Raw genomic sequence first — 22,102 nt, 5'->3', positions numbered from 1 at the left:
CTCCGCGTTCGGTGGCTCGGCGAGCGCTTTTGCGCGCCGTTGCCGGCTGGCTCGATGGGGCGACTCAGGTGGTCGGAGGGCCTGCGGGAGTGGATGACGTACGTCCCTGACGGCCCTAACCCCTTCGCAACCAGCGCTGGCGCGTCGGTACATTGAACTCGGCGGATGCTTACTCAATCGTCATCGGCAGTAATACTCGATAGCTCTACGAATTTTTACGTTGACGTTGATACCGGGGTAAGTGCATTTGCTGCCGCACTCGGACGAGGCCTATGACATCGGTTTCCCTTCGCCACTCGCGCGAAAATCGCCAGCAAAGCCTCTCCTTGCCGTTCTCGCCGAACAGCAAGTGAAGATTCGACTGGCGTTGCGCGACTGTTGGTCTTCCCTAGATTAGCCGGCTATCAAGCTAGAAGATCTTCGAGTAGTTTTTTCAGATCCGCTGCGAGAGGAGCGCCAAGAGATGATGGAATTACCTTTCCGAATTGCGCGCTCTGCAAGAGACCGCGACTTTGAGTAAGATCGCGTAGTCCTGCCATCATCGTTTTTCCGAGGACCGTGAATTGAGGGCCATCTATTGAATATTCCGTGATTACATCCGTGTCGCCGTAGTGAGGTAGTGACCCCTTGCTGTTTACAACTTGTAACGCTTCACTACGTTTATTTCGCATCTTCTTGAGCGCTACGCCGTCCGTGTTCGCTTTATTAATAGCGTCTTGTAGCAAAGTCTCCGCCTCAAGATCCGTCAAGCCGAAGTGGCGAGCTACGACCTCGTTGCTCATCCAATAGGCCTCGATGTCTGAATACTTGGTAGGCCAAAGTGTGTGGTCCTGGGCTGCGTAAGGGGCGACAATCTTATCAACCTCGAGGGGCATCATGAAGTCTCGATCTCGATGAACGAGGAGCTTCACATCACTCCCTAGAAGGCTCCTTAGTCCAGTTAGAGTTTCGGGTGGCGGAAGTTTCGCTGAACCATGGAAGGGCCAGATTGCTACGAAGCGTTCTATATCGGGCCACTGAGCGATAATTCGTTGAAGCATTTCAGTGCCTGTGTCTTCCGTCAAAACCAAGACCCTACGATCGAGCAGACCCCAGCCCATAAGCCGACGGCCTTCGTCGTTCCCCTCCGGATGGACGGATCCGTTCTCCATCCAAGTGACCTTGGATTCTTTTGGTAGTGACCGAACGATGGACGGGCTGTGGGTGGAGAGGAGAACCTGAGAGTCGAAGCGCTCTGCTGCCGCTGCAAGTACCCGAACTAGTCGTTCCTGCGCGACCGGGTACAGGTGTGCGTCGGGTTCGTCGACCAAAAGTAGAACGGGCTGAAAGTAGACAAGGTAGGCAAAAATCTGAAGTACCTGAAGATATCCAATGCCAGCTAGCTCGAGCGGTCGGTATAAGCGGTCATCTGTCTTTTTCATCTCTCCGGTCCGGAAGGATGCGACGATGCGGGTATGCTTCTCCTCATTAAATTCGACTTTCAGTGAAAATTCGCCCATGACTTGCGAAACCAGCTCTTCCACCACTGCAAGACCGTTCTGGCCTTTCACAGTTACCTGCTCTAGCAAGGCGAGCATATTCCGCAGCACAGTGTTTGCATCGCCAGCGGCGGCGGAACGGTGCACCAAGAGCTTCGAGCGCTTCTCCTCGATGAGAGGGATCCCCGCTACACCGGGAATGTAAGCACTGAACTCGCGCCCGCGGTCACGGATCGCAGCCGTAATTCGATTGCCCGTAGGGATGTGGACCGAGATCCCCTCGTTGCGGGCAGACTTTAACCATAAGTCGGCCGAAAGGGCTGTCCCGTCCTCGTGTAAGGCTTCCACGCTGAGGTCGAGTTGTGGTTTGCCTTGATTATTTCCATACTCACTCCCGTGCCCTGCGCTCCGATAGTCCGGCGAAGGCATGAAGATCGCGTCCTGTTCGGAAAGCGTGGACGCAAGTCCAACAGCTCGGGGTTCAACGTTTACGTTACGGCCCGATTGGAAAATCCAATGCAATGCTTGAAGTACGGAACTCTTCCCCGACCCATTCGCGCCTACCAGAACGTTCATGGTCGGATGAAGCTTGATAGAGGTGTTTTTAATTGCTTTGAAATTTGATATTGAAATTGAGGTAATTTTCATACTTTCGTCGATCCTCCCTGCGCTACTTGCCTCGCGCCGAACAGATACGGCACTGCACCGTTGCCGTGCAAGCCCCATCCAGATGTCTCAATGAGGCGTGATCAGGGTATAGCAAAAAGGTAAATTTCTCCGCGCAGGTGGAAAGGTGAGTGCGGAGGCGAGGCGACCCGACGGGAGCTAGCGGTAACGTGCCGTTGGCGATGACGTGTCGCGAAGTGAGGCCATTCGCTTGGGTCCACCGGGTGTTCAATCACCACGGGTACCGCCATTGAAAGGGCCCCGCTTCCCCGGGAGCAGGGGGCCTTTCTCGTTCCCAGGCCGAGCGCGAGTCCGGGTCAGCCGGCGCGGAGCAGCCAGGAGCGGCCGGCGCGCAGGGCCCGGTACAGGCGCGTGACCGCGTGGTCGGCCTCGGCCGAGCCGACGTCCGAGAAGGAGCCCGCCCCGCCCCAGAGCCCGAGCGCGTCGGCGGCCGCCGCCCGGACCTCTCGGCGGGTCGTCGCTCCGGCGAACATCTCGTCGAGCCGGTCCGCGACGCGGGCCCGCGCGCCGTCCTGCTGCGACCGCGCGACGTCGCGCACCTCAGCGACGGCCGCCGTGATCTCGGCGAGCACAGCGGGGATCGTGCGGTCCATCCTCCTGAGCCTAGGAGCGGGAGCGCGAGCGCTGCGAGGCGGCGTGGGTCAGGAGCGTCGCCACGACTCCGACGAGCACGCCCAGCGCGGTCTCGAGCGCCCGGTCGCGCAGCAGCACGAGCTCGTCGACGGGATGCGCGAGCTCCACCATGAGGATCGCGAGCGGAGTGACGAAGGCGAGGGTCAGGCCGTAGTTGCGGCCGACGACGAGCTCGGCGGTCATCTGGAGGAGCACCACCACCACGATCACGGCGAGCGGGGAGAGCGGCAGGGCCAGGAGCGCGGCCGCGATCAGCACTCCGACGATCGTGCCGAGCATCCGGTGTCCCGCGCGCACGAGCCGGGCGCCGGCGTCCGCTCCTGAGACGGCTGCGACGGCGGAGACCATCGCCCAGTAGGGGTGGCCCAGGCCCGTCGCGGTCGGGACGGTGCCCGCCACCAGGACGACGGTCCCGAAGCGGAGCAGGGCGGCGCGCGTCGCCGGACGGGCCGCCGCTGCGCGGAACGAGGTGCGCCACGGCGTCGGGGCGAGGCGGCGTGCGCGGGGGAGCGCGAGACCGCTCAGGCCGACGACGAGCGAGAAGGCGGCGGAGCCCGCGGCGAGAGCGACGGCGAGCGGGATCCGCGAGGGCTCGGACGGGACGGACGCGCACGCCGTGACGGCGAACACCGGGAACAGCGGGCCGGGCGGATGCCAGTGCAGGGCGTCGCTGAGATAGGCGGCCGCGACGGTCACGGCGACCACGACGGGGATGATCAGCCAGTCGCGGTGAGGAGAGAGGGAGACGACGGTGCCGAGGGTCACGGTGGTGACGAGGAACGCGGCTGCCGACAGCTGCATCAGCAGGCGCGGCCGGTGCGTGTGCTGGCGTCCGTAGAGGGCCGTGAAGGCGCCGAAGGTCGCGTAGAGGGCGAGATCGGTGCGGCCGAGCGCCCAGAGGACGAGCAGCGGGACGGCGATCGAGACGCCGGCGCGCAGGGCGACGCGATGGGCGCCGGCGTGCGGGCCGAAGGCGAGGAGCTCGCGGGGGTGGGGCAGAACGGGGGTGGCGGCCATCGGGTCCTCTGATCGGGGTCCGAGCGGCGGCGGCCGGAGAAGTGTTTCACGGGTGAAGCAGATATACTTTACGTGTGAATCAGTCTGAAAGCCAGCCGGGCGACGCGGTCGACGAGATCAGGGCGGGCTGGGCGGTGCTGCGGCCCGAACTCGACACCTCCGCCGTCGACGTCGTCGGGCGGGTGATCCGCGCCTCCGCGCTGATCGTCCGGGCGACGGAGGAGCTGCTCGCCGCCCACGGGCTGACCCGAGGCGAGTTCGACGTGCTCTCCACGCTGCGTCGCGCCGGCGCTCCGCAGTCGCCGACGACCCTCCGGACCATCGCCCTCGCCTCCGCTCCCGCGATCACCAAGCGCGTGCACTCGCTGGAGCGGCGGGGCCTGGTGCGGCGGGCCGCGAACCCGGCGGACGGGCGCGGCTCGCTCATCACGCTGACTCGCGAGGGGGAGGAGCTGGTCGACCGGGCCTTCCCCGAGGTGCTCGACGCCGAGCGGGCGCTGCTCTCGGGGGTGCCCGCCGATCTGCGGGCGGAGGCGTCGCGCTCGCTCCGCGCGGTGCTCGCGAGCGTCGAGACCGCCGCGAGCCGGTGACCCGCGCGGGGACCGCGAGGCAGCGGGCGCTCGCTACCGTGGTCCCATGCGCCTGACCTCGAGCTTCACCGTGCCGACGCGGCCGCCGGTGCTGCAGCTGGTCAAGACGGCGGCGGCCACGGTCGTCACCTGGCTCCTCGCCGGCGTCGTCTTCCCGGGGACGCTGCCCGTCTTCGGCGCGATCGCCGCGCTCCTCGTCGTCGCGCCGAGCATCAACCAGTCGTTCTCCAAGGCCCTCGAGCGCTCGGTCGGCGTCATCATCGGCGTGATCGTCGGATCAGTGATCGGCACGGTGCTCGGCGGCGAGAGCATCATCGTTCTCCTCGCGATCGTGGCCGCGATCGCCGTCGGGTGGGCCGTGCGCCTGACCCCCGCCTCCGCGGTGCAGATCCCGATCAGCGCGATGCTCGTGCTCTCGGTGGGCGCGGTCACGCCGAACTACGCGCTCGACCGCATCCTCGAGACCCTCCTCGGCGCGGCGGTGGGAGTCGTCATCAACGTGCTCATCGTCCCTCCGGTCGTGCTGGCACCGGCCGAGCGGGCGATCGGAGACCTCACCGCTCAGCTCGCCGCCGCCCTCGACGACCTCGGCGACGCCCTCCAGGCCCCCGTCCCGCGACGTCGGCTCGACGAGCTGCTCATCAACGCCCGGCTGCTGCAGACCATGCAGAGCAAGGCGGAGGAGGCGATCGCGACCGGCGAGGAGTCCCTCCGCCTCAACCCGCGCCGCTCCGCCCACCGCGACCGGCTGCTGGCCCTCGACTCCGTCGTCCCGCGGCTGGGGCGCATCGTGACCCGGGTCCGCGGCATGACGCGGACCGTGCACGACCTCTACGACGACGAGCTCGTCGGGGAGCCGACGATCGCCGACATCGCCGTCCAGCTGCACCGGGCCGCCCACGATCTGCGGCTCCTCGTGCAGTCCTCGGTCGACGTTCCCGAGCCGGAGGCGATCACGGACGAGCTGCCCGCTCTCACCGCGCCGCTCGTGATCGCGACTCCGCACCCGCAGCACTGGATCCTGCTGGGGGCGCTCGCCGAGGACCTGCGGCGCATCCGCGAGGAGATCGTCGGCGCGGAGTCCTGACGGGCGGGCGCCGAGTGGCGTCGGTGAGAGGGCTGCTCTTGCTGCGCTCGGCGTCTCACGCCGCGCGACGTGCGGGTGGTGGCGGCCTGCGGTGGTCAGCCGTCCTGCTCGCCGTCCTTCCTCGGTCCGCCGCCCTCGACGAGTTCGCCGTCGCCCGGGTCCGGAGCGACCTGGTGCAGTGCCTCGGGATCGCTCGCCTCGGCGTGGAGGGTCTTGCCCTCGGCGATGAGGGAGTCGTCGTCCACGAGGATCCCGGCCAGCTCGGTGATGCGTCCCCGGAGAGCGCCGATCGGGTCCTCGGTGGGCGCGTCCTCCTCGGCGTGATCGACCTCCGAGTCGGGGTAGCGGCGGAGGGCGGCCTCGTCCCGGTCGGGCCGCGGTGCACGGGCGTGCTCGACGCAGAGGCGGGCGACCTCCTCGGCGTGCGCGTGCATCACGGAGTGGGAGGCGTCGGGGATCTCCCAGGCCCGCGCATGCGGCATCGACCGGGCGATCTCCTCCGCCCACTCGCGCGGAACGAGCCGGTCGAACTCGCCGCGGATGACGAGGGCGGACGCGCGGATCCGGGGGACGGTCTCCTCGATCCGGTAGTGCATCATCTCGGGCAGCACGCGGGAGAACCAGCGCGGTCCGCAGAGGAGGTAGGCGCCCGCGGCGAGGATCGCGACCTTGAGGGGCTCGCGGACGCTCGACTGGGCGAAGCGGAGCGCGGCGGTCGGGAGGCGGCGCTCGTGCCGGTTCATCACGGGTCCGAGCAGGACGATGGTGGTCAGCTCCGGACGGCGCGCGGCGAGCTCGGCCACCACCTGCGTCCCCATCGAGTGGCCGAGGACGACGGGATCGTCGAGGCCGAGCTCGTCGATGACGGCGCCGACCAGCTCGGCGTAGTCGCCGATGTCCATGCGCCGCGCGTCGATCGGGTGCGGCACGCCGCCGAAGCCCGGCAGGTCGAGAGCGTGCACCGGGCCGAACTCGTTGAGCGCGGGCGCGAGGCGCTCGAAGTACGTGGCCGCGACTCCGATCCCCGGCACGAGGACGAACGTGCGCTCGCCGTCGCGCCCCACTGTGCTCACCCGCGCCCAGACGTCGCGGTGGTGCACGCGCTGGACCGAGACGTCGGTGCTGCGGGTGCGGCGGTGAGGATCCCGCCCCCGGGAGCGCGTGGTCGCGAAGACGTCGCGGACTCCGCGCCGGAGAGTCGTGGCGAGAGTGGGGAGGAGGTCGCTCGGGCGGAGCACGGGGCCTCCTTCGATCGGGGGAGTCGGTCGCTGCGAGCCTAGGCGCTCGCCGCCGGGCTCAGATCAGCATGTCGTCCGACCTGTGGAGGATCAGGCGGGCCGGCCCGGTGTGGAGGACGCCGTTGGTCAGGGGGGCGGTCCGGACGCCGCCGCGCCTCCGCATCGCCCGGAACGCCCCGGGGGCGAGCACGACGTCCATCCAGGCGCAGGGGTTCGCCGGTCGTCCGCCCTGGAACTCGATCCGCTCCCCGCCCTGCTCGATCGCGAACGTGCGGCCGGCGAGGGCATCGACGTCGGCGCCGCGGACGATGATGTTGCGGCGGGCGTCGGCGGGGTCGAAGGGCCCTGCGCCGAGCTCGGCGGCGATGTGCTCGAGGGTCTCGACCGCGAAGAGCGTGATCGCCGCGGGGCGGTGCGCGCGCTGGGCGAAGAAGCGGTCGCCGACGATGCCGAGGCCTGCGCGGATCTCGATCCGCTCGGGCTGCTCGTTGCCCTCGGACGGCACCGGGCCATCGGCGGGGCGGCCCTCGTAGCGGTGCAGCGGAGAGACGACGAAGCCCACGAGCTCGATCGCGGCGGCCTCCATGAGCCCACGGTACGCCGTGAGGGGGAGCAGCGGCGTCCGCCCGTCGGAGGCTCTGCGAGGCGCTCCGGGACACCGCGACGGAGCCTGGGTCCTCGTGGCTGCGGCGGCGTCCCGAGAGGGAGCCGTCTGCGCCGCCGCCGCCGATTCGCGGAGGGGGCTCCCGGCATGTATAGTCGTACCTCGTTGCGTGCGCCTCTGGCCCACGCGATGGACTGCGCCCGTAGCTCAACGGATAGAGCATCTGACTACGGATCAGAAGGTTGGGGGTTCGAATCCCTCCGGGCGCACTCTGGTTGAGACAGAGCAGAACGGCCCGCTTCGGCGGGCCGTTCTCGTTTTAACGGTCGCTCGTTCCGGTGGCTGTCGGCGTCGGTCTCCCGGTGAGTGCAGGGCGAGGGAACAGCCGGTTCTCCGCCTCGCAGGACGCCTCTTCGCGCCGTCGACGACGTCGACCGTCTTCCGCCCGCATCCGCGATCAGTCCGCGCCCGTGCTCGCGATCAGTCCTCGCAGGCTCTGCGATCACCCGTCGCGAGCACGCCGCTCGGCTCTTCTCGCGCGCCGTTTCCTCCTCCACAGCGCCCATCTCGCGCCGTTCTCCACGGATGCAGCCGTACCGGCCGCGGTGACGTCGAACCGAGCAATACTCTCCTTCCGTGGGGCTGAACGGTCGCCGCCGACGCAGTGCGCTCGGTCGGCAGAGGAGAGGACATCGGATGAGTCGAACGGAACAGTCGGGGCAGGACGAGCGCGGACGACCCCGAGCGCGGACGGCGCGAGCGCTGGTCGGCACGACGGCGGGCTGCGTGCTCGTGAGCGGGCTGCTGGGCGGAGGCCTCGCGCCGCCGCCCGCCCTCGCCGCCGACGGTCCTCACACGACGATCGAGAACACCCTCCTGCAGGGAGGCGCGACGAACGCCGGAGTGACGACCGTCTCGGCCTGGGTCCAGAAGGGCGAGACGCTCCGGGTGGACCTCCACCCGCTCCAGGCGGGCTCGGGCGCCGGCGAGGGCGAGACCGGCGGCGGTACCGCCCGGGTGACGGCTCCGGGCGGAGTCGTCCTCGACGAGCAGGACTTCGCGCCCGGAGCGCCGCCCTCGGTGTCCGCCGGCGGCTCGTTCGTGGCGGACGAGACCGGCGTCTTCCAGATCCGGGTGTCCGACGACGACGTGACGGCGCCGGTGAACCTCGTCTGGAGCATCGGCGTCCAGGACGCGCGGGGCGCGGCGGTCGCGGGCCGGGTGTGGTCCGACTCCTATGCGATCCAGTCCGGGGCGAAGGAGTCCTACTCCTCGCCCGAGGAGCGGCGCTCCTCCTTCACGCTCCACGCCGTCACGGAGACGGGCGCCCGCTACGAGCTGGGGCTGCGCGGCTACGACGGGGTCGCCTCGACGGTCCAGGCCACGAACAAGGGCAACGTGAAGGCCGGGTCGTCCGATCCGTCCTACCTCTCGGTCCCCATGCCGCAGTCGAGCGAGGCGGGCGGGATCGGGGCTCAGTACGTGCAGGCGTCCGGACGCTCCGGGATCAACGGCCTGCAGACCTACAAGCTCTTCCTGGACCCGCCGTCGTCCGACCTGCCGGAGTCGATCGCTCCGCCCTACCAAGCGCCGACGATCGAGGGCCTCGCCTTCCGGCGGTCGTCCGCCGGCTCCGACGCGGGCACGCTGACCGGCGTCCTGGGGACGCAGCCGGGCACCGTCGTCGTGGACGTCGATGCGGACGGGGACGGCTCCTACGACGGCGAGCGCGACGTGCACCTCACCCGGATCGCGGGGACGACCGGTCCCTTCTCGGTCGACTGGGACGGACGGGACGCGAAGGGCGGGACGGTCGACGTGACCGACCCCGACGTCACCTTCCGCGCCTCCATCGGCCGCACGAACGAGTTCCACTTCACGCGGGTCGACGCCGAGACGTCCGCCGGCGGCGTGTCCGTCGTGAGGTCGACCGGCGGCGGCGACGACCCGTCGATGGTCCACTGGGACGACTCGCTCCTCGCCGGATCGAACTCGGAGCGGTACTCCGGCACCTCCGCGGTGACGTCCGGCGACGGCGGCACCGACTCGTCCGGCGGGGTGCACCGCTGGGAGGGCGACGACTCCGGGCGGGGCCGCGTCCCCAACGCCAACGACTCGGTGCACGGCTCCTACGGCGACCTGCGGGCGATCGACGACTGGGCCTACGGCTCGGACGGTGCGGTCGCGGTCGCACGCCTCGATCCGCTCGCGCCGCACGTGAGCATCGCGAAGACCTCGTCGGTCGACTCCGCCACTCCGCTGCTCCGCGGCGCCCGCGTGCCCTACCGGGTGACGCTGACCTCGGACGGGACCGGGGACTACTCCGACGCCGCCGTCATCGACTACCTCGACAAGGGCGTGCTCGACGACGCCGAGCTCGACGCCGGCTCCCTCCGCGCCTCGCAGGGCACGGCCACGATCGACGCGGAGACGGGCCGCATCTCCTGGGCGGCCGGCAGCCTGCCGGTCGGGGCGACGGCCGAGCTGACCTTCGACGTGATCGTGACCGCCGAGGGGGACCGTGCGCTGACGAACACGGCCTGCCTCGCCGGTGCGCCCTTCGCTCCCGCCTCGTCCGGCACGGGGACCGACGCGAACCCCTGCGCCACCGTCCCGCACGACATCGGCGAGGGGTCGCTCCTGATCCGGAAGACCGCGTCCCAGGCGAGCGCCGAGCACGGCGGCACGGCGGGCTTCGACATCGTCGTGGCGAACACCGGAACGGTCGACGCGACGGACGTGACCGTGACCGACGTCCCGACGCTCGACCACCTGCTCGAGGCGACCATCGAGAACGGCGCCGGAGGAACGCAGCCGGCCACGGAGCCCGTCACGGGTCTCGACATCCCCGCCGGCGGCCAGGTGTCGCTGCACGTCAGCGGCCGGGTCGCCGACGGGTACGACTCCGCGACCCTGCCCAACCGCGTCTCGATCACCCACCAGCCCGAGGGCTTCGACCCGCCGACGGTCGAGAACGCCTGCGCTGACGATGCGACGTCGTCCTGCGCCGAGATCCCGGTGCCGCCCGTCGAGGGCAGGCTCTCCATCGAGAAGACGGCGATCGGGAATCAGGTCGACCACGGCGGGCGTGCCGGGTTCCGGATCGTGGTCGCCAACGAGGGGGCTCGGCCGGCGGACGGGGTGACCCTCACCGACATCCCCGAGCTCGCGCACCTGAGCGACGTCACGATCTCCCGGGACGGCGGCCCGGCGTCGTCCGACCTGACTGTCGAGAACCTGTCTCTGGCACCGGGAGCGTCGACGACGTTCACCGTGACCGGACGGGTCGCCGACGGCGTGGACGCGTGGACCATCCCCAACCGGGCGCGCCTGACCGAGGTCCCGGAGGGCTTCGATCCGACGACCGTCCTGCACCCGTGCGCGGACGACGGCGGAGCCAGCTGCGCCCAGGTGGCGGTGCCTCCGGTCGGACTCGTGCCGACGGTCCTCGCCTCGACGGGAGCGGCGGCCGGGCCCCTCGCGGCCGGAGCCGGCGCTCTGCTCCTGGCCGGCGGCGCCCTGACGGCGCTGCGCCGTCGCTCGACCCGCATCTCGTGAACCGGAGCCCGGGCCGCTGCAGCGCGGCCCGGGCTCCCGGACCTTCTCCTCGAAAGGCACTACTGCATGACCGAGCACGGCCTCCCCTACCGCATCACCGAGCGCTTCCCTCTCCCCGATGGACGCGTCGGCGTCAGCACCTGGTGGTCCGCCGACCCGGAGCAGCTGGAGCAGCAGCTCCGCACGCGCTCCGGGCATCCGCATCCCGAGAGGGAGCCGATCCGGAGACTGCACCTCGCGACCGCGACGATCGTGCTGATCGAGGAGCGGACCGCGGGAGGCTTCCGCCCGCTCGACCCCCGCCTCCGGGCCCGCACCGATCCGCGCTGGCGCCGGGCTCTCCTGCGGTCGCGCAGGTCGGCCCGGCTCCGACAGATCATCGGTCCGCGGGACCTGCCGAGGACGGATCCGCCGTCGAGCGTCCACCGATCGGTCAGCTGAGACCCATCGGTCGGAGCACGAGTTGTGGCACTTTCCGAGCGCCCTGCTTGGGACCTAGTGTCGCATTGTGACTGCCCCCGCCGGTTGGTACCCGGATCCGACAGATCCCACCCTCCTTCGATACTGGGATGGTTCCGCTTGGACTGACCACACGCATCCGCTAGCAGCAGTGCAGCAAGAGGCTCGGGAGTCGCAGAGTTCGGCGTCGCAGCCCTTGTCCCGTCGCGAGCGGCGGGCCGCGGAATCCCAAGAGCAGGCGGAGCGGGAACAGATTCGCGGAGGCGTTGACCGACAGGAGGAGCAGCGCGGCGAATCCTCCGAGGTGACGAGAGAAGGAGCCGCGCCGGTCCGACCTCCTTCCGGCGGGGATACGAGCGAGGCCCGCTCCGGCGGAGACGTGCCGTTCTTCGGGGCTCGGAAGATCGCCAGAGAACTTCAGGCGCGAGTGGCGGAACTCGAAGCATCGATGGACCGCTACGGTCTGCTGGAGCTCGCGGCACTCGACACGGAGAAGAGACGGCGACGAGAGGAGATCGCAGCGGATCAGCGTGCACACGAGGTCGAAGCGGCGCAGGTCGCCGCCGCGGCGCACCGTCGAGAATCGGAACTCGAAGCTGCGCTGACCGCTCTACAGGCCGAAATCGCCGCGCGGAGGACGGAGTTGGCGGATCTGGATCGCGAGATCATCGGGGTCCGTCACTCGATCGAGGTGCAGGAGCTCGGCCTCTACGACTACGAACACCCCGCCGAGTCGTCCGCCGACCTCGCTACTCGATTGGAAGCGCTGCGCTCCGAGATCAAGAGCGCCGTTCGAGAGAAGCGGGCTGCCCACGCAGCTAGCAATTTCACCTTCAACAACTCGCAGGCGCAGGGGCGCAAGTTCGTCGGTGACATGACCAAGATCCTGCTGCGGGCGTACAACGCGGAGGCGGAGAACTGCGTGAAGTCGGTTCGAGCCGGAAATCTTGCAACGGCTCAAGCCCGCCTGAGCAAGGCTTCGGAGATGATCGAGCGTCAGGGCTCGATGGTGTCGCTCACGATCGATCCGCAATACCACCACCTGAGGCTCACTGAGATCCAGCTCGCCAACGACTATCTCCAAGCACTTCAGCGGGAGAAGGAACTGGAGCGGGCGCGACGCGAGGAGCTCCGCGAGCAACGCAAAGCGGAGCAGGAGCTGGCCCGTGAACACGAGCGTCTCGATAAGGAACGCGCGCATTACATCGCGACGCTTTCCGCCCTCGAAGCGAACGGAGACGTAGACGGGGCAGCCAGGCTGCGCGCCCGGATCGAGGACGTGGACAGGGCGCTACACGACGTCGACTACCGCGCGGCGAACATTCGAGCAGGGTACGTGTACGTCATCTCCAACGTCGGCGCGTTCGGCGACGAGGTCGTCAAGATCGGTATGACGCGTCGACTCGAGCCGATGGACAGAGTGAACGAACTGGGCGACGCCTCCGTTCCCTTCCGCTTCGACGTACACGCGCTGTTCTTCGCAGACGACGCCGTCGGCATCGAGGCGATGCTGCATCAGACGTTCGCGGACCGACGCGTGAACCGGGTCAACCTTCGCCGGGAATTCTTCTACGTCAAGCCGGAGGAGGTACTGGCGCAACTGAAGATGCATTCCGTCGAGATCGTCGAATTCCGGACCGATGTCGCTTCGGAGGAGTATCGGGCGAGCGTCGCGCTTGCCGCGCCTGCTCGCTGACGCGCGCTCCGCTTATCAGGCGGCAGCGGTGAGGTCGAGGTCCGCATCGTCCGCCGAGCGGTCTCCATGAGCGTCGTCCTCGACTGGGGATGCCGAGGCCGCGATGCGCGAGCGCTCGAGCCCGGCGAGGAGCACGGCGAAGGCCTCCTCGAGCTCGGCGGTGTCGCGGAGCAGGACGCGCTCACCGCTCGTCGGATCGAGGCGGACCGTCCGATAGGCCGGGCGGGGGAGGTCGGAGACCAGGGTGATGATGCCGAGGACGACGCCGCTGCGGCGGGCGCGCGCGGTCCAGCGGTTGGCGTGGGTGCGGAGAAGGATCATGACCGGGGCCGTCCTCGGTGACGTGGTGCAGGAGCGGGGGGAGGGGGTGTCGCTGGCGGTGCGGGGATCCTCTCGAAGCTTGCTGCACGAAGTGCCTCCGCTTCCTGTGCTTGACAGCAGAGCCGAGCAGCGGTCACCGGCGCCGGGCGGCCGCCGCGGCGTGCAGGGCCCGCAGGAACTCGGGGACGACCGGGTTTCCGGTGTCGCGGGCGAGCACACCGATCTCACGGCTCGCGCCCGGATCGTCGATCGGGATCTCGCGGACGTCGTCGTCGACCGAGGACGGGCTCGGCGGCAGGATCGTGAGTCCGAGGCCGGCTGCCGCGAGTCCCCGGGCGGCGCGGTAGTCGCCGACCTCGAACGCCGGCACGGGGTCACGGCCGTCCACGGCGAGCAGGCGCCGGGCCGACTCGTGGAGGCCGTAGCCGGGCGCCAGCATGATCAGGTCGAGGCCGCGGAGGTCCTCGACCGTGACCGAGCGCCGCGAGGCCAGCGGATGACGGGGGTCCACGACCGCGAGAAGAGGCTCCGAGTAGAGGGTCGTCGTGGTGGTGCCGGGGAGATCGGGCGGATCCGCGACGATCGCCAGCTCGGACTCGCCCTCCGCCACGGCCCTCAGGCAGAGGGCTCGGGAGCCGTGACGGAGCCCGAAGCCCACCTGCGGCCAACGTCGGCGGAACCGGCGGATCACATCCGGCACGAAGCTCTCCCCGAGGAGCGTCTGGAAGGCGAGGTCGATCCGGCCGTGCTCCACGTCGCCCGCCTGCCGCACCTCCGCGAGGCCGGCGCGGATCACCGACATGCCGTCCTGAGCGACCTCGGCGAGACGGGTCCCCGCCTCCGTCAGCACCACCCCGCGGCCCTCCCGGCGGACCAGGGGAGTGCCGACCAGGGCGGACAGCCGGGCGAGCGACCGGCTCGCGGTCGGCTGCGGGATCCCGAGCTCGGCGGCCGCCGCCGTGACGCTCCCGGTCTGGGCGACCGCGACGAGCAGGGGCAGGAGGCGGAGGGCCGCGGGCCAGTCGTCGGACACGCCACCACCCTAGATCCGGACATGACCAGAACGCATGAACAGTACGAGAAAGGGCATTAGTGATGCACCCGCAGGCGGTCTACCGTCGGAATCATGAGCACCGCCGCACGCACCCGACCGATGCGCGCAGCGGCGCCCTTCTCGCAGCGGCGGCTGACCATCGCCCTCCTCGCCGCCGGGGTCGCGACCTTCGCCGAGCTCTACGCCGTGCAGAGCGTCCTCCCGCAGCTCGCGCGGGAATGGGCCCTCGCCCCGTCCGACGCCGCGCTCACCGTCTCGGCCGCGACCCTCGGACTGGCGCTCTCGGTGCTGCCGTGGGCCTCGGTGGCCGAGCGCATCGGACGGCTCGAATCCATGCGGATCGCGGTCCTCACGTCCGTGGTCCTGGCGCTGCTCGCCTGCGTCGCCCCGACCTTCGAGCTCCTGCTCGTCCTGCGCTTCCTCGGGGGAGCGGCACTGGGTGCCGTCCCGGCGCTCGCCGTCGCGGCGATCCACGACCGGGTCGGGGGCGCCGGAGCGACGGCCGCCGCGACCGCCTACGTCTCCGGGACCACGATCGGCGGTGCCGCCGGACGCCTGCTCGCCGGACCGCTCGCGGCGGCGCTCGGATGGCGCGGAGCCCTGCTCGTCGTGACGGCCGTCTGCGCAGCGGCGGCGATCGTCTTCGCCGTGCTCGCGCCCCGGGGCGGCGGCGCGCGCGAGACTGCTCCCGGCGGCTGGCGAGCAAAGACGGCGCAGGTGCTCCGCGATCCGATGCTCGTCGCGATCGCGCTGCAGACGTTCCTCGCGGTCGGCGTGTTCGTCGCGGTCTACAACTACCTGGCGTTCCGGCTCGAGGCGCCCCCGTTCGCACTCGCGCCCGCGCTCGTCTCCCTCCTCTTCGCCGCCTACCTCGCGGGAACCGTCTCCTCCCGGCTCGCGGGGAGATGGGGGCCGCGGATTGGCCCCCGCCTCGTCATGCGGATCGGCGTCGCCCTGATGATCGTCGGACTGCTGGTGATGCTCGCCGAGAACGTCGCCGTGGTGATCGCCGGACTCCTCGTCTTCACGGCCGGCTTCTTCGCCCTGCACGCGACCGGCGCCGCCTGGACGGGAGCGCGCGCGGCTCCGGCACTCCGCGGGCACGCCGGCGCGGTCTACACGATCGCCTTCTACGCGGGCTCGGCCGCCGGCGGGTGGCTCCTCGGCCTGGCCGTCGGAGCCGGTGGCTGGCCGGCGCTGACGGCGGTGACGATCGGCCTGCTGCTGGTCGGAGCGGGGATCGTCAGCCTCCCGTCGCGCACCACCGCGGCCGGGCGCTGAACCCCCGCCTCCGTCGACCGCACCCGGTCGCCGCCCGGCACCTCCCCGCAGCGGGCGAGGTGCGACATGATGGCCCGACTGCACGAAGCGGGGGACGGCATGGCGCGGAGCACCGGAGCGGACGGCTTCCCACGCGAGAGCGGCGGAACGGACGAGGGCGGCACCGACCCGCGCTACCACGCGGGCTTCCAGCGCGGCTACGACGGACGCGAGGCCGAGCGGCGCGGCAGCGGCGAGGAGCGCCTCCGCTCCCCGTTCCTGTCGGGCGGGACCTCGGGCATCGGGCGATCGGCTGTCCGGAGAGGCGGCGGGTCCGCTCCCGATCAGGAGGACGTGCGATCGGTCGGCGGTCCGACGGGCTCCCGAGTCTCCGGCCGACGGACAACTCCGGAGCGCGCGAGAGCGGCGGTGCGGGCCGTCCCGACACCCGCGGAGCCGACCGCGCCCCGACCCGCGGAGCCGACAGTTCCACTCCCGACCGAGCCGACCGTCCCGCTCCCCACCGAACCCGACTCCGCTCCCGGCGACGCGGCACCCGACTCCGGTGACCGTCGCGACGCGACCGACGCCGACCCCCGCCCCGCCGTCCCCACGCGCCGCATCGCCGGAGCCCTGGCGGTCGTCGGCGCCGTGAGCGTCCTCGTCGGACTCCTCGCCCTCTGGAACAGCTCCCACAGCTGGTACGACTACTCGCCGTCGCAGAGCGCCTTCGGGCCCGAGCAGTACCTCCGCGTGCTCAGCGACAACGCGATCGGACCGTTCCTCACCGTCGGCCTGATCGCGCTCGGCCTGGCGGTCGTGGTCCCGCTGCTGAGGGCTCCCCGCCGATGACGCGGGTCCGCCTGCTCTGGGCCGCCGCCATCGCGGTCACCGTCGTCCTCTGGGCCGCAGTGCTCGCGCTCCCGGTCGTCGTCCTCCTGCTGCCGAACCAGTACCAGGGCGACTCGATCACGGTCCCGCCGGAGCTCTACGTGCGGCAGGCGCTCGCGATGGTCGCGCCGCCGCTCCAGACCGCCGCCCTGGTGATGCTGGGGGCGCTGATCGTCGTCGCGGTCGCGCGGCGCCCGCCGGCGAAGGCCCGTACGACGGACGCGGCGAGCGGCTGGGACGACGCCGTGCTCCTCGACCCGGACGGCCGCGAGCAGCACGGGACGGGCCCCGCAGGCCACTGAGCATCCCCTGCTCGATCGGAATCCGCCTTCGGGAGCACCCGCTCCTCCCCGGTCGGAAGCCGCTCCTCCGGACGGACCCGCCCCTCACGCCGGCAGCAGCTGGAACCGCTCCCGCGCCGCCCCGCCGGCGACGAGGTCCGCGAGCAGCTCGCCCAGGACCGGTCCGAACGTGAAGCCGTGCCCCGAGAACCCGGTCGCCAGAGTCACGCGGCCCACGCGGTCGATCACGAAGTCCTCGTCGGGCGTGCTGTCGTAGAGGCAGCTGATCGGAGCGGCGCTCGCCGCGTCCACGCCCGGGATCCACTCCGCGACGTAGCCGACGAGGCGGGCGAGCGCTCCGGGCCCGGGCTCGAAGGTGCGCTCGTCCGGATCGACGACGACACCGGTGCTGTGCTCGCCCACCTTCACCCCGACTCCGGGCGTCGCGAGCCCGTAGACGACGGGCAGGCCGGCGCGGTGGTGGGCGAAGCTCGGCCAGGAGTCGAGGGGCAGGTCGGTCGCGAAGTGCGCGGGCTGCTCCTGCGTCACGCGCAGCGGAGGGAGGCGTCGGCCGGCCGCGCGGACGAGGCCGTCCACGAGCGGAGGCGTCCAGGATCCGCCGGCCACGACGACCGCGTCGGCGTCGAGGGCGCCGTCGGTGGTCAGCACGCGCACGTCGTCGGCGCGCTCCTCGATGCCTAGCACTCGCGTCCGCGTCCGGAGGACGGCGCCGCGTCCGAGGGCGGAGTCAAGCATCGCGTCGATCGCGGCCGCCGCGTCGAGGCGTCCGCCCTCGGGGTGCAGCAGGACGTCGGTCTCGAAGCGGAGTCCCGGCCAGCGCCGCTGCGCCTCGTCCGCCCCGATCCGCACCACGGGGATCCGGTCGCGCAGGAGGACCGCCTCGACGGCGGCCAGGACGGCGGGGTCGCCGTGGTCGATCGCGCCGACCGGATGCAGCAGGCGGCGGCCGGTCTCGGCCTCCAGCCGTGCCCAGGCGCGCCCGGCCCGTCCGGTGAGGGCGCGGTAGTCGTCCTCGAGGTAGCCGCGGCGGAAGATGCGCGTCTCGCCGTGGGACGAGCCGCGGTCGTGGCCCCGCTCGAACTGCTCGACGAGCACCACGCGATCGCCGCGCTCGGTGAGGGCGCGGGCTGTCGCCGCTCCGACCAGGCCGGCTCCGACGACGACGACCTCACGGGTCACGGGGTCTCCCGGGAGGCGCGGCGCACGCCGAGCAGGACCACCAGACGGAGGAACCCGACGAGTCCCATGCCGATCAATGCGGCGATCAGCATCAGCACGGCGACACCGGCCACCCAGGTCGTGTCGCCGGTCACCGACTGCGCCGCGAACTCGGTGCAGAACAGCGCCAGCCCGGCGTAGCTCAGGATGAGGACGGTGATCGTCCCGGGACGGCGGAGGCGCTGCGCCGGCGTCCGCCAGAGGGCCGGCGGCTCGAGCCAGCGGCGCAGCAGCCGGATCACGAGAGTGCCGACCAGGCCGAGGAAGCCGGCCGCGATCAGGATGATGCCCGCGCCGCCCAGCCCCGACGCCTCGACGCCGGCCAGCTCGAGGGCGATCCCGATCGCGACGCCGACGGCTCCTGCGCCCCCCGCGATCATGGCCGCCCACACCCCGAATCCGCCGCGGAGGACGCTCTCACGCTCGGGACGCGACGGTTCGGCGTCCATCGGACGCTGCTGACGCGGACGGATCGGCGCAGGAGGAGCCGACGACGGCGCTGCTGCCGGAGCGGCCGCGGCCTCGGACACGCCCCAGACCGGAGCGGCGTCCGGCGTCTGCGACTCGATCACGTTCTCGCGCACCGGCACGTAGCGCAGCGGCGCGTCGATCCGCACCTGCGGCCGCCCGCGCACGACGATCGTCGCCCCCAGGTCGGCCCCGCGCTCCAGCGCGACGGGTCCAAGCAGGAGCCCGACCGCCGGATCGATCCGCCACGCGTCCGACCGGGGAGCCGAACCGTACCACTCCGCCGACACGGCCCCGCCGAGATCGACCGAGATCGGCCGCCCGTCGCTGTAGCTCGTCACCGGCACGAGCGACCGGCCGGAGTTGCGCACCCGCGCGCCCACCCGCCACCAGTCGTCCCCGGCGTGCGTCAGCCGCACCTCGACGTCGACCAGCGACGCCGGCACCGCCCGCCGCCGTCCGATGACCACCGCGACGACCGCGAGCCCGGCGATGACCAGCCCGCCGAGCAGGCCGACCACTCCGATGAAGATCTCCATGGGAGCAGTCAATCAGGCGCGGGTCGACGGCGCGGGCGCGACGAGATGGCCTCCGCGACGCTCGATCCCGGCCGTCGACGCCGTCGCTCCGCGCGGCCGCCACCCCTGTTCCCGACCCTCCGCCCGACCGTCGAGCCCGGAGCGGGTCACTCCGCATACTGAGGAGGCGCGTCGCGTCGACCGCATCGCGGGTCTCGTGGCAGGAGGGGTCGATCATGCGCCACTGGCCTACGTCCCCCGTGCGCCGGCGCCCTCGTCGACGGGCCGGTGCGATCCTCGCTCTGCTGGGGGCTGCGGCGCTCGCCGTCGCAGCCGTCGCACTGTCGGACACGGCGGGAGGAGGCGGACCGGAGGCGGTGCCCTCCCCGGCCGGTGCTTCTGCGGCGTCGAGCAGTCCGGCTGCTCCCGCGCCGAGCAGCCCCTCGGCGGACGTCGAGCCGTCCGCTCCGGAAACGGAGCCGTCCGCTCCGGAAACGGAGCCGTCCGCTCCACAAACGGAGCCGTCCACTCCGCCCCTCGCGACGCTGGCCGCTCTCGCCTCGGTCGAGGGCCCCGCCGCCGTCCCCTACGACCGCGACCTCTTCGGGCAGGCGTGGTCGGACGTCGACCGCAACGGCTGCGACACCCGCAACGACGTCCTCGGCCGCGACTTGCTCGCCCCCGTGTTCAAGCCCGGCACCCGCGACTGCAAGGTGCTCACCGGTACCCTGATCGACCCCTACGACGGCGCCTCGGTCGCCTTCGTCTCCGGGACCGACACGTCCCGCCTCGTGCAGATCGACCACGTCGTCGCCCTCGGCTGGGCCTGGCACCACGGCGCCTGGTCGTGGACGGACGACCAGCGCCTCGCCTTCGCGAACGACCCCGCGAACCTCGTCGCCGCCTCCGAGCAGACCAACCGCGCGAAGAGCGACGCCGGCCCGGGGGAGTGGCTGCCACCGGCCGCGGAGCTGCGTTGCGGGTACGTGGAGCAGTTCGTGGAAGTGCTCAGCGTCTACGGGCTCGGGATCGACGCGCGGGACCGGGCGGCGTCGGAGGCGGTGCTGGCGGGGTGCGGGGAGTGAGGGGGAGAACCTCTTTCCTCTGATGGAGGGTCGTCCCGACGCCGCAACAGCGGCAGGCGTGACCGCAATAGCGTCGTTCAACTCTGCGATAGTGAGTAATGGTCTCTTCTGTGACCTCTCTTCTGGGACACATGCGGCACAAAGTTCAGCACTTAGGCAATATGAGTAACTCTGTCGCTAACACGAGTACATCTCGACAGAACGTGCTCCGAGCATTCCTAGTCTCGCGAGATGCCTCCCGTTACTCCCGCCACACTCTCACTTGAACTGGGCGTTTCTCAGCGTCGAATCCGAAGCCTCCTCCGCTCCTCCTACGGAACTCTTCCGGCTGAGGAATCTCGGTGGGATCTGACCGAAGCGCAGGCGGAGGCTGTCCGCTCCCGTCTGCTTCGACGAGACACCACCGAGCGTCGGTTCACCTTGGAAGTGGGCGACCAGGTCCTCCGACGTGATATTCACCGCGCATACGGAGGGCAGCAGCAGCAGGGAATCGTGACGCCGCGAGCGCTCCGTGAAATCTTCATCTTCACCGATCCGGCGAAGGGAGCTCGATACGGCTACGACCGGTTCGAGGGACTTCGCGAGGACGGGTCCTACTCCTACACGGGAGAAGGGCAGGTCGGTGACCAGGTTTTTCTTCGCGGCAACAGGGCTCTCCGGGACGCGGCACAGGATGGGCGGGTGCTTCGACTCTTCACGGTGCAGGGAACGAGCGTGACCTACATCGGTGCCTTCACGACAGGGACTCCGACCTACCGGTGGGAGATCATCCCGGACACCGAAGGGACGCAGCGACGCGGCATCATCTTCACTCTCCTGCCGCTTGCGGCGGACATCACTCGGCTGCCGACCTACGGTGGCACACAGGAGTCCGCCGCCTCGCTCGGCGACTGGACGCCTCCCGAGCACTCCGACATCGTCATCGCGGGTGCGGATGTCAGCCCTCTCGATGACCGGGTCGTCTCCCGAATCGAGTTCGAGCTGCAGTCCGACTTTGGGCTCTGGCTGACCGAGAACGGCACGCCGCCCAGTCGTCTGACGCTCCCGGTCGGCAGCTCACGGGTCGAGCCGGACCTCTACGTCCGATCGAGCGGCTGGATTGTCGAAGCCAAGAAGTCGACCGCCCGGTCCTTCGTCCGCATGGCCATCGGGCAGGTGCTCGACTATGCCCATCTTGCGCAGCGCGAGGGCTACGCGGCAGTCCCCGTCATCCTGCTTCCCGGTCGCCCGGAAGAGGACATGCTGGATCTCATCCGCAGCCTCTCGATCATCACAGCGTTCAGGTCTGACGAGGGCTTCGACCTCATCGATCCGTAGAGGAAAGAAGCCGAACGGCCGGCAGATCGGGGTGGGCCCACTCCAGTCCGGGGAGTTCGCTCGGAAGGAGCCAGAGGAGTTGGTCGTGGTCGGTGCTCTCCGTGGGGCGTGGGCCACGAACCACGGCTCGGAAGCAGTGCAACCGAATGGTGAGAGCGCCGACCTCCGTTTCGTCTGACGTCAGCTTGGGGCCGACCTCGATCTCCACGCTCAGCTCCTCGCGGATCTCCCTCGCGAGGGCGCCTTCAGCCGTTTCGCCAGGTTCTCTCTTGCCGCCGGGAAATTCCCAGAGCCCGCCCGCCGCCTTGTCCGCCCGCCGACGGCAGGCGAGAATACGGCCGCGATCGCTGATGACCGCCGCAACGACGTCGAGAGTGTCCACGTGTCCATCATGCCGACACCGGTGCAACGACCGCCCTATACGCGATGGCCGTGCGCACCCCCCCTCTTTGACGCCCCACCCACCCCCGTGTTACGTTCGCTCTCGGACATGTGACTGGTCGTGCAGGCAGGATCCGACGAAACGCGTAATGAGCGTCGTCGGGTCCTTTTTTTGTGCCCGGATGCCTCCTGACGCTCCGCCGGAGCACCGATGACGGTGCCGGAGGGGGCGGGGACGGC

The 22,102-nt window shown here is 70.3% G+C and carries 20 protein-coding genes, 1 tRNA gene and 1 pseudogene; 12 read left to right on the top strand and 10 right to left on the bottom strand.

What is annotated here, in order from left to right; genetic code table 11:
• Positions 1-404: 404 nt before the first annotated feature.
• The 3 genes from C5C39_RS05895 to C5C39_RS05885 form a co-directional block, all read right to left on the bottom strand.
• A complete protein-coding gene (locus tag C5C39_RS05895; protein ID WP_181136328.1) occupies positions 405-2,126 on the bottom strand; it encodes an ATP-dependent endonuclease in 1,722 nt (573 codons plus the stop codon).
• 335 nt (positions 2,127-2,461) lie between these two features.
• Positions 2,462-2,758 (bottom strand): hypothetical protein, encoded by a 297-nt coding sequence (locus C5C39_RS05890; protein WP_104352882.1) that lies wholly within the window; start codon positions 2,756-2,758, stop codon positions 2,462-2,464.
• A 10-nt stretch (positions 2,759-2,768) separates the two neighbouring features.
• Positions 2,769-3,815 (bottom strand): FUSC family protein, encoded by a 1,047-nt coding sequence (locus C5C39_RS05885; RefSeq protein WP_104345438.1) that lies wholly within the window; start codon positions 3,813-3,815, stop codon positions 2,769-2,771.
• 74 nt (positions 3,816-3,889) lie between these two features.
• Between C5C39_RS05885 and C5C39_RS05880 the strand changes: the two genes are divergently transcribed.
• Both C5C39_RS05880 and C5C39_RS05875 read left to right on the top strand, forming a co-directional pair.
• Positions 3,890-4,405 carry a MarR family winged helix-turn-helix transcriptional regulator gene (locus C5C39_RS05880; RefSeq protein WP_104352881.1) on the top strand — a complete coding sequence of 172 codons (516 nt, stop codon included), beginning with the start codon at positions 3,890-3,892 and terminating at the stop codon, positions 4,403-4,405.
• Between the two features lie 46 nt (positions 4,406-4,451).
• Positions 4,452-5,492 carry an aromatic acid exporter family protein gene (locus C5C39_RS05875; RefSeq protein ID WP_104225996.1) on the top strand — a complete coding sequence of 347 codons (1,041 nt, stop codon included), beginning with the start codon at positions 4,452-4,454 and terminating at the stop codon, positions 5,490-5,492.
• Positions 5,493-5,587: 95 nt separating this feature from the next.
• Here the strand turns inward: C5C39_RS05875 and C5C39_RS05870 are convergent, their stop codons facing one another.
• The gene (locus tag C5C39_RS05870) at positions 5,588-6,730 is read right to left on the bottom strand and encodes an alpha/beta fold hydrolase (RefSeq protein WP_181069075.1); all 1,143 of its coding nucleotides are present in this window, start codon (positions 6,728-6,730) and stop codon (positions 5,588-5,590) included.
• Positions 6,731-6,788: 58 nt separating this feature from the next.
• Entirely contained in the window at positions 6,789-7,316 is a 528-nt protein-coding gene (locus C5C39_RS05865; RefSeq protein WP_104248232.1) for an MOSC domain-containing protein, read from the bottom strand.
• Between the two features lie 214 nt (positions 7,317-7,530).
• On the opposite strand from C5C39_RS05865, the gene C5C39_RS05860 reads away from it, so the two are divergent.
• The 5 genes and pseudogenes from C5C39_RS05860 to C5C39_RS05845 all read left to right on the top strand — a co-directional run bounded on the left by C5C39_RS05860 (position 7,531) and on the right by C5C39_RS05845 (position 13,047).
• Positions 7,531-7,603, top strand: a tRNA-Arg gene (locus tag C5C39_RS05860).
• A gap of 427 nt (positions 7,604-8,030) precedes the next feature.
• Entirely contained in the window at positions 8,031-10,892 is a 2,862-nt protein-coding gene (locus tag C5C39_RS05855; protein ID WP_104352880.1) for a DUF11 domain-containing protein, read from the top strand.
• Positions 10,893-10,958: 66 nt separating this feature from the next.
• Entirely contained in the window at positions 10,959-11,333 is a 375-nt protein-coding gene (locus C5C39_RS05850; protein WP_104352879.1) for a hypothetical protein, read from the top strand.
• 67 nt (positions 11,334-11,400) lie between these two features.
• Positions 11,401-11,496: pseudogene (locus C5C39_RS17965) on the top strand (DUF2510 domain-containing protein); the annotation flags it as partial.
• Between the two features lie 6 nt (positions 11,497-11,502).
• On the top strand, positions 11,503-13,047 hold the full coding sequence (locus C5C39_RS05845) for a DUF4041 domain-containing protein (RefSeq protein WP_374953671.1): 1,545 nt from the start codon (positions 11,503-11,505) through the stop codon (positions 13,045-13,047).
• 15 nt (positions 13,048-13,062) lie between these two features.
• On the opposite strand, the gene C5C39_RS05840 is transcribed toward C5C39_RS05845, so the two are convergent.
• A complete protein-coding gene (locus C5C39_RS05840) occupies positions 13,063-13,368 on the bottom strand; it encodes a hypothetical protein (RefSeq protein ID WP_104352877.1) in 306 nt (101 codons plus the stop codon).
• Positions 13,369-13,501: 133 nt separating this feature from the next.
• The gene (locus tag C5C39_RS05835) at positions 13,502-14,401 is read right to left on the bottom strand and encodes a LysR family transcriptional regulator (RefSeq protein ID WP_104352876.1); all 900 of its coding nucleotides are present in this window, start codon (positions 14,399-14,401) and stop codon (positions 13,502-13,504) included.
• 93 nt (positions 14,402-14,494) lie between these two features.
• On the opposite strand from C5C39_RS05835, the gene C5C39_RS05830 reads away from it, so the two are divergent.
• The 3 genes from C5C39_RS05830 to C5C39_RS05820 all read left to right on the top strand — a co-directional run bounded on the left by C5C39_RS05830 (position 14,495) and on the right by C5C39_RS05820 (position 16,875).
• Positions 14,495-15,703: an MFS transporter gene (locus C5C39_RS05830; protein WP_104296085.1), complete on the top strand. Its 1,209-nt coding sequence runs from the start codon at positions 14,495-14,497 to the stop codon at positions 15,701-15,703.
• Between the two features lie 66 nt (positions 15,704-15,769).
• Positions 15,770-16,534, top strand: a complete 765-nt coding sequence (locus C5C39_RS17820) for a hypothetical protein (protein ID WP_181136332.1) — start codon at positions 15,770-15,772, stop codon at positions 16,532-16,534.
• A complete protein-coding gene (locus C5C39_RS05820) occupies positions 16,531-16,875 on the top strand; it encodes a hypothetical protein (RefSeq protein ID WP_104352875.1) in 345 nt (114 codons plus the stop codon). The genes C5C39_RS17820 and C5C39_RS05820 overlap by 4 nt, the downstream gene beginning before the upstream one ends.
• An 84-nt stretch (positions 16,876-16,959) precedes the next feature.
• On the opposite strand, the gene C5C39_RS05815 is transcribed toward C5C39_RS05820, so the two are convergent.
• The gene (locus tag C5C39_RS05815; protein WP_104352874.1) at positions 16,960-18,054 is read right to left on the bottom strand and encodes an FAD-dependent oxidoreductase; all 1,095 of its coding nucleotides are present in this window, start codon (positions 18,052-18,054) and stop codon (positions 16,960-16,962) included.
• On the bottom strand, positions 18,051-19,100 hold the full coding sequence (locus C5C39_RS05810) for a hypothetical protein (protein WP_104345433.1): 1,050 nt from the start codon (positions 19,098-19,100) through the stop codon (positions 18,051-18,053). The genes C5C39_RS05815 and C5C39_RS05810 overlap by 4 nt, the downstream gene beginning before the upstream one ends.
• A gap of 215 nt (positions 19,101-19,315) precedes the next feature.
• Here C5C39_RS05810 and C5C39_RS05805 point away from each other — a divergent pair, with 215 nt between their 5' ends.
• Both C5C39_RS05805 and C5C39_RS05800 read left to right on the top strand, forming a co-directional pair.
• Positions 19,316-20,164 (top strand): HNH endonuclease family protein, encoded by an 849-nt coding sequence (locus C5C39_RS05805; protein ID WP_104352873.1) that lies wholly within the window; start codon positions 19,316-19,318, stop codon positions 20,162-20,164.
• Positions 20,165-20,590: 426 nt separating this feature from the next.
• Positions 20,591-21,481 (top strand): hypothetical protein, encoded by an 891-nt coding sequence (locus tag C5C39_RS05800; RefSeq protein ID WP_258060464.1) that lies wholly within the window; start codon positions 20,591-20,593, stop codon positions 21,479-21,481.
• Here the strand turns inward: C5C39_RS05800 and C5C39_RS05795 are convergent.
• Complete coding sequence (locus C5C39_RS05795) at positions 21,468-21,863, bottom strand: (deoxy)nucleoside triphosphate pyrophosphohydrolase (RefSeq protein ID WP_104345430.1); 396 nt, start codon at positions 21,861-21,863, stop codon at positions 21,468-21,470. The two genes, C5C39_RS05800 and C5C39_RS05795, sit on opposite strands and share 14 nt — an antisense overlap.
• Positions 21,864-22,102: the final 239 nt, after the last annotated feature.

It is taken from the genome of Rathayibacter sp. AY1F3, from assembly GCF_002931975.1.
GTDB lineage: Bacteria > Actinomycetota > Actinomycetes > Actinomycetales > Microbacteriaceae > Rathayibacter.
This window is presented reverse-complemented; position numbering and strand designations above follow the sequence as displayed.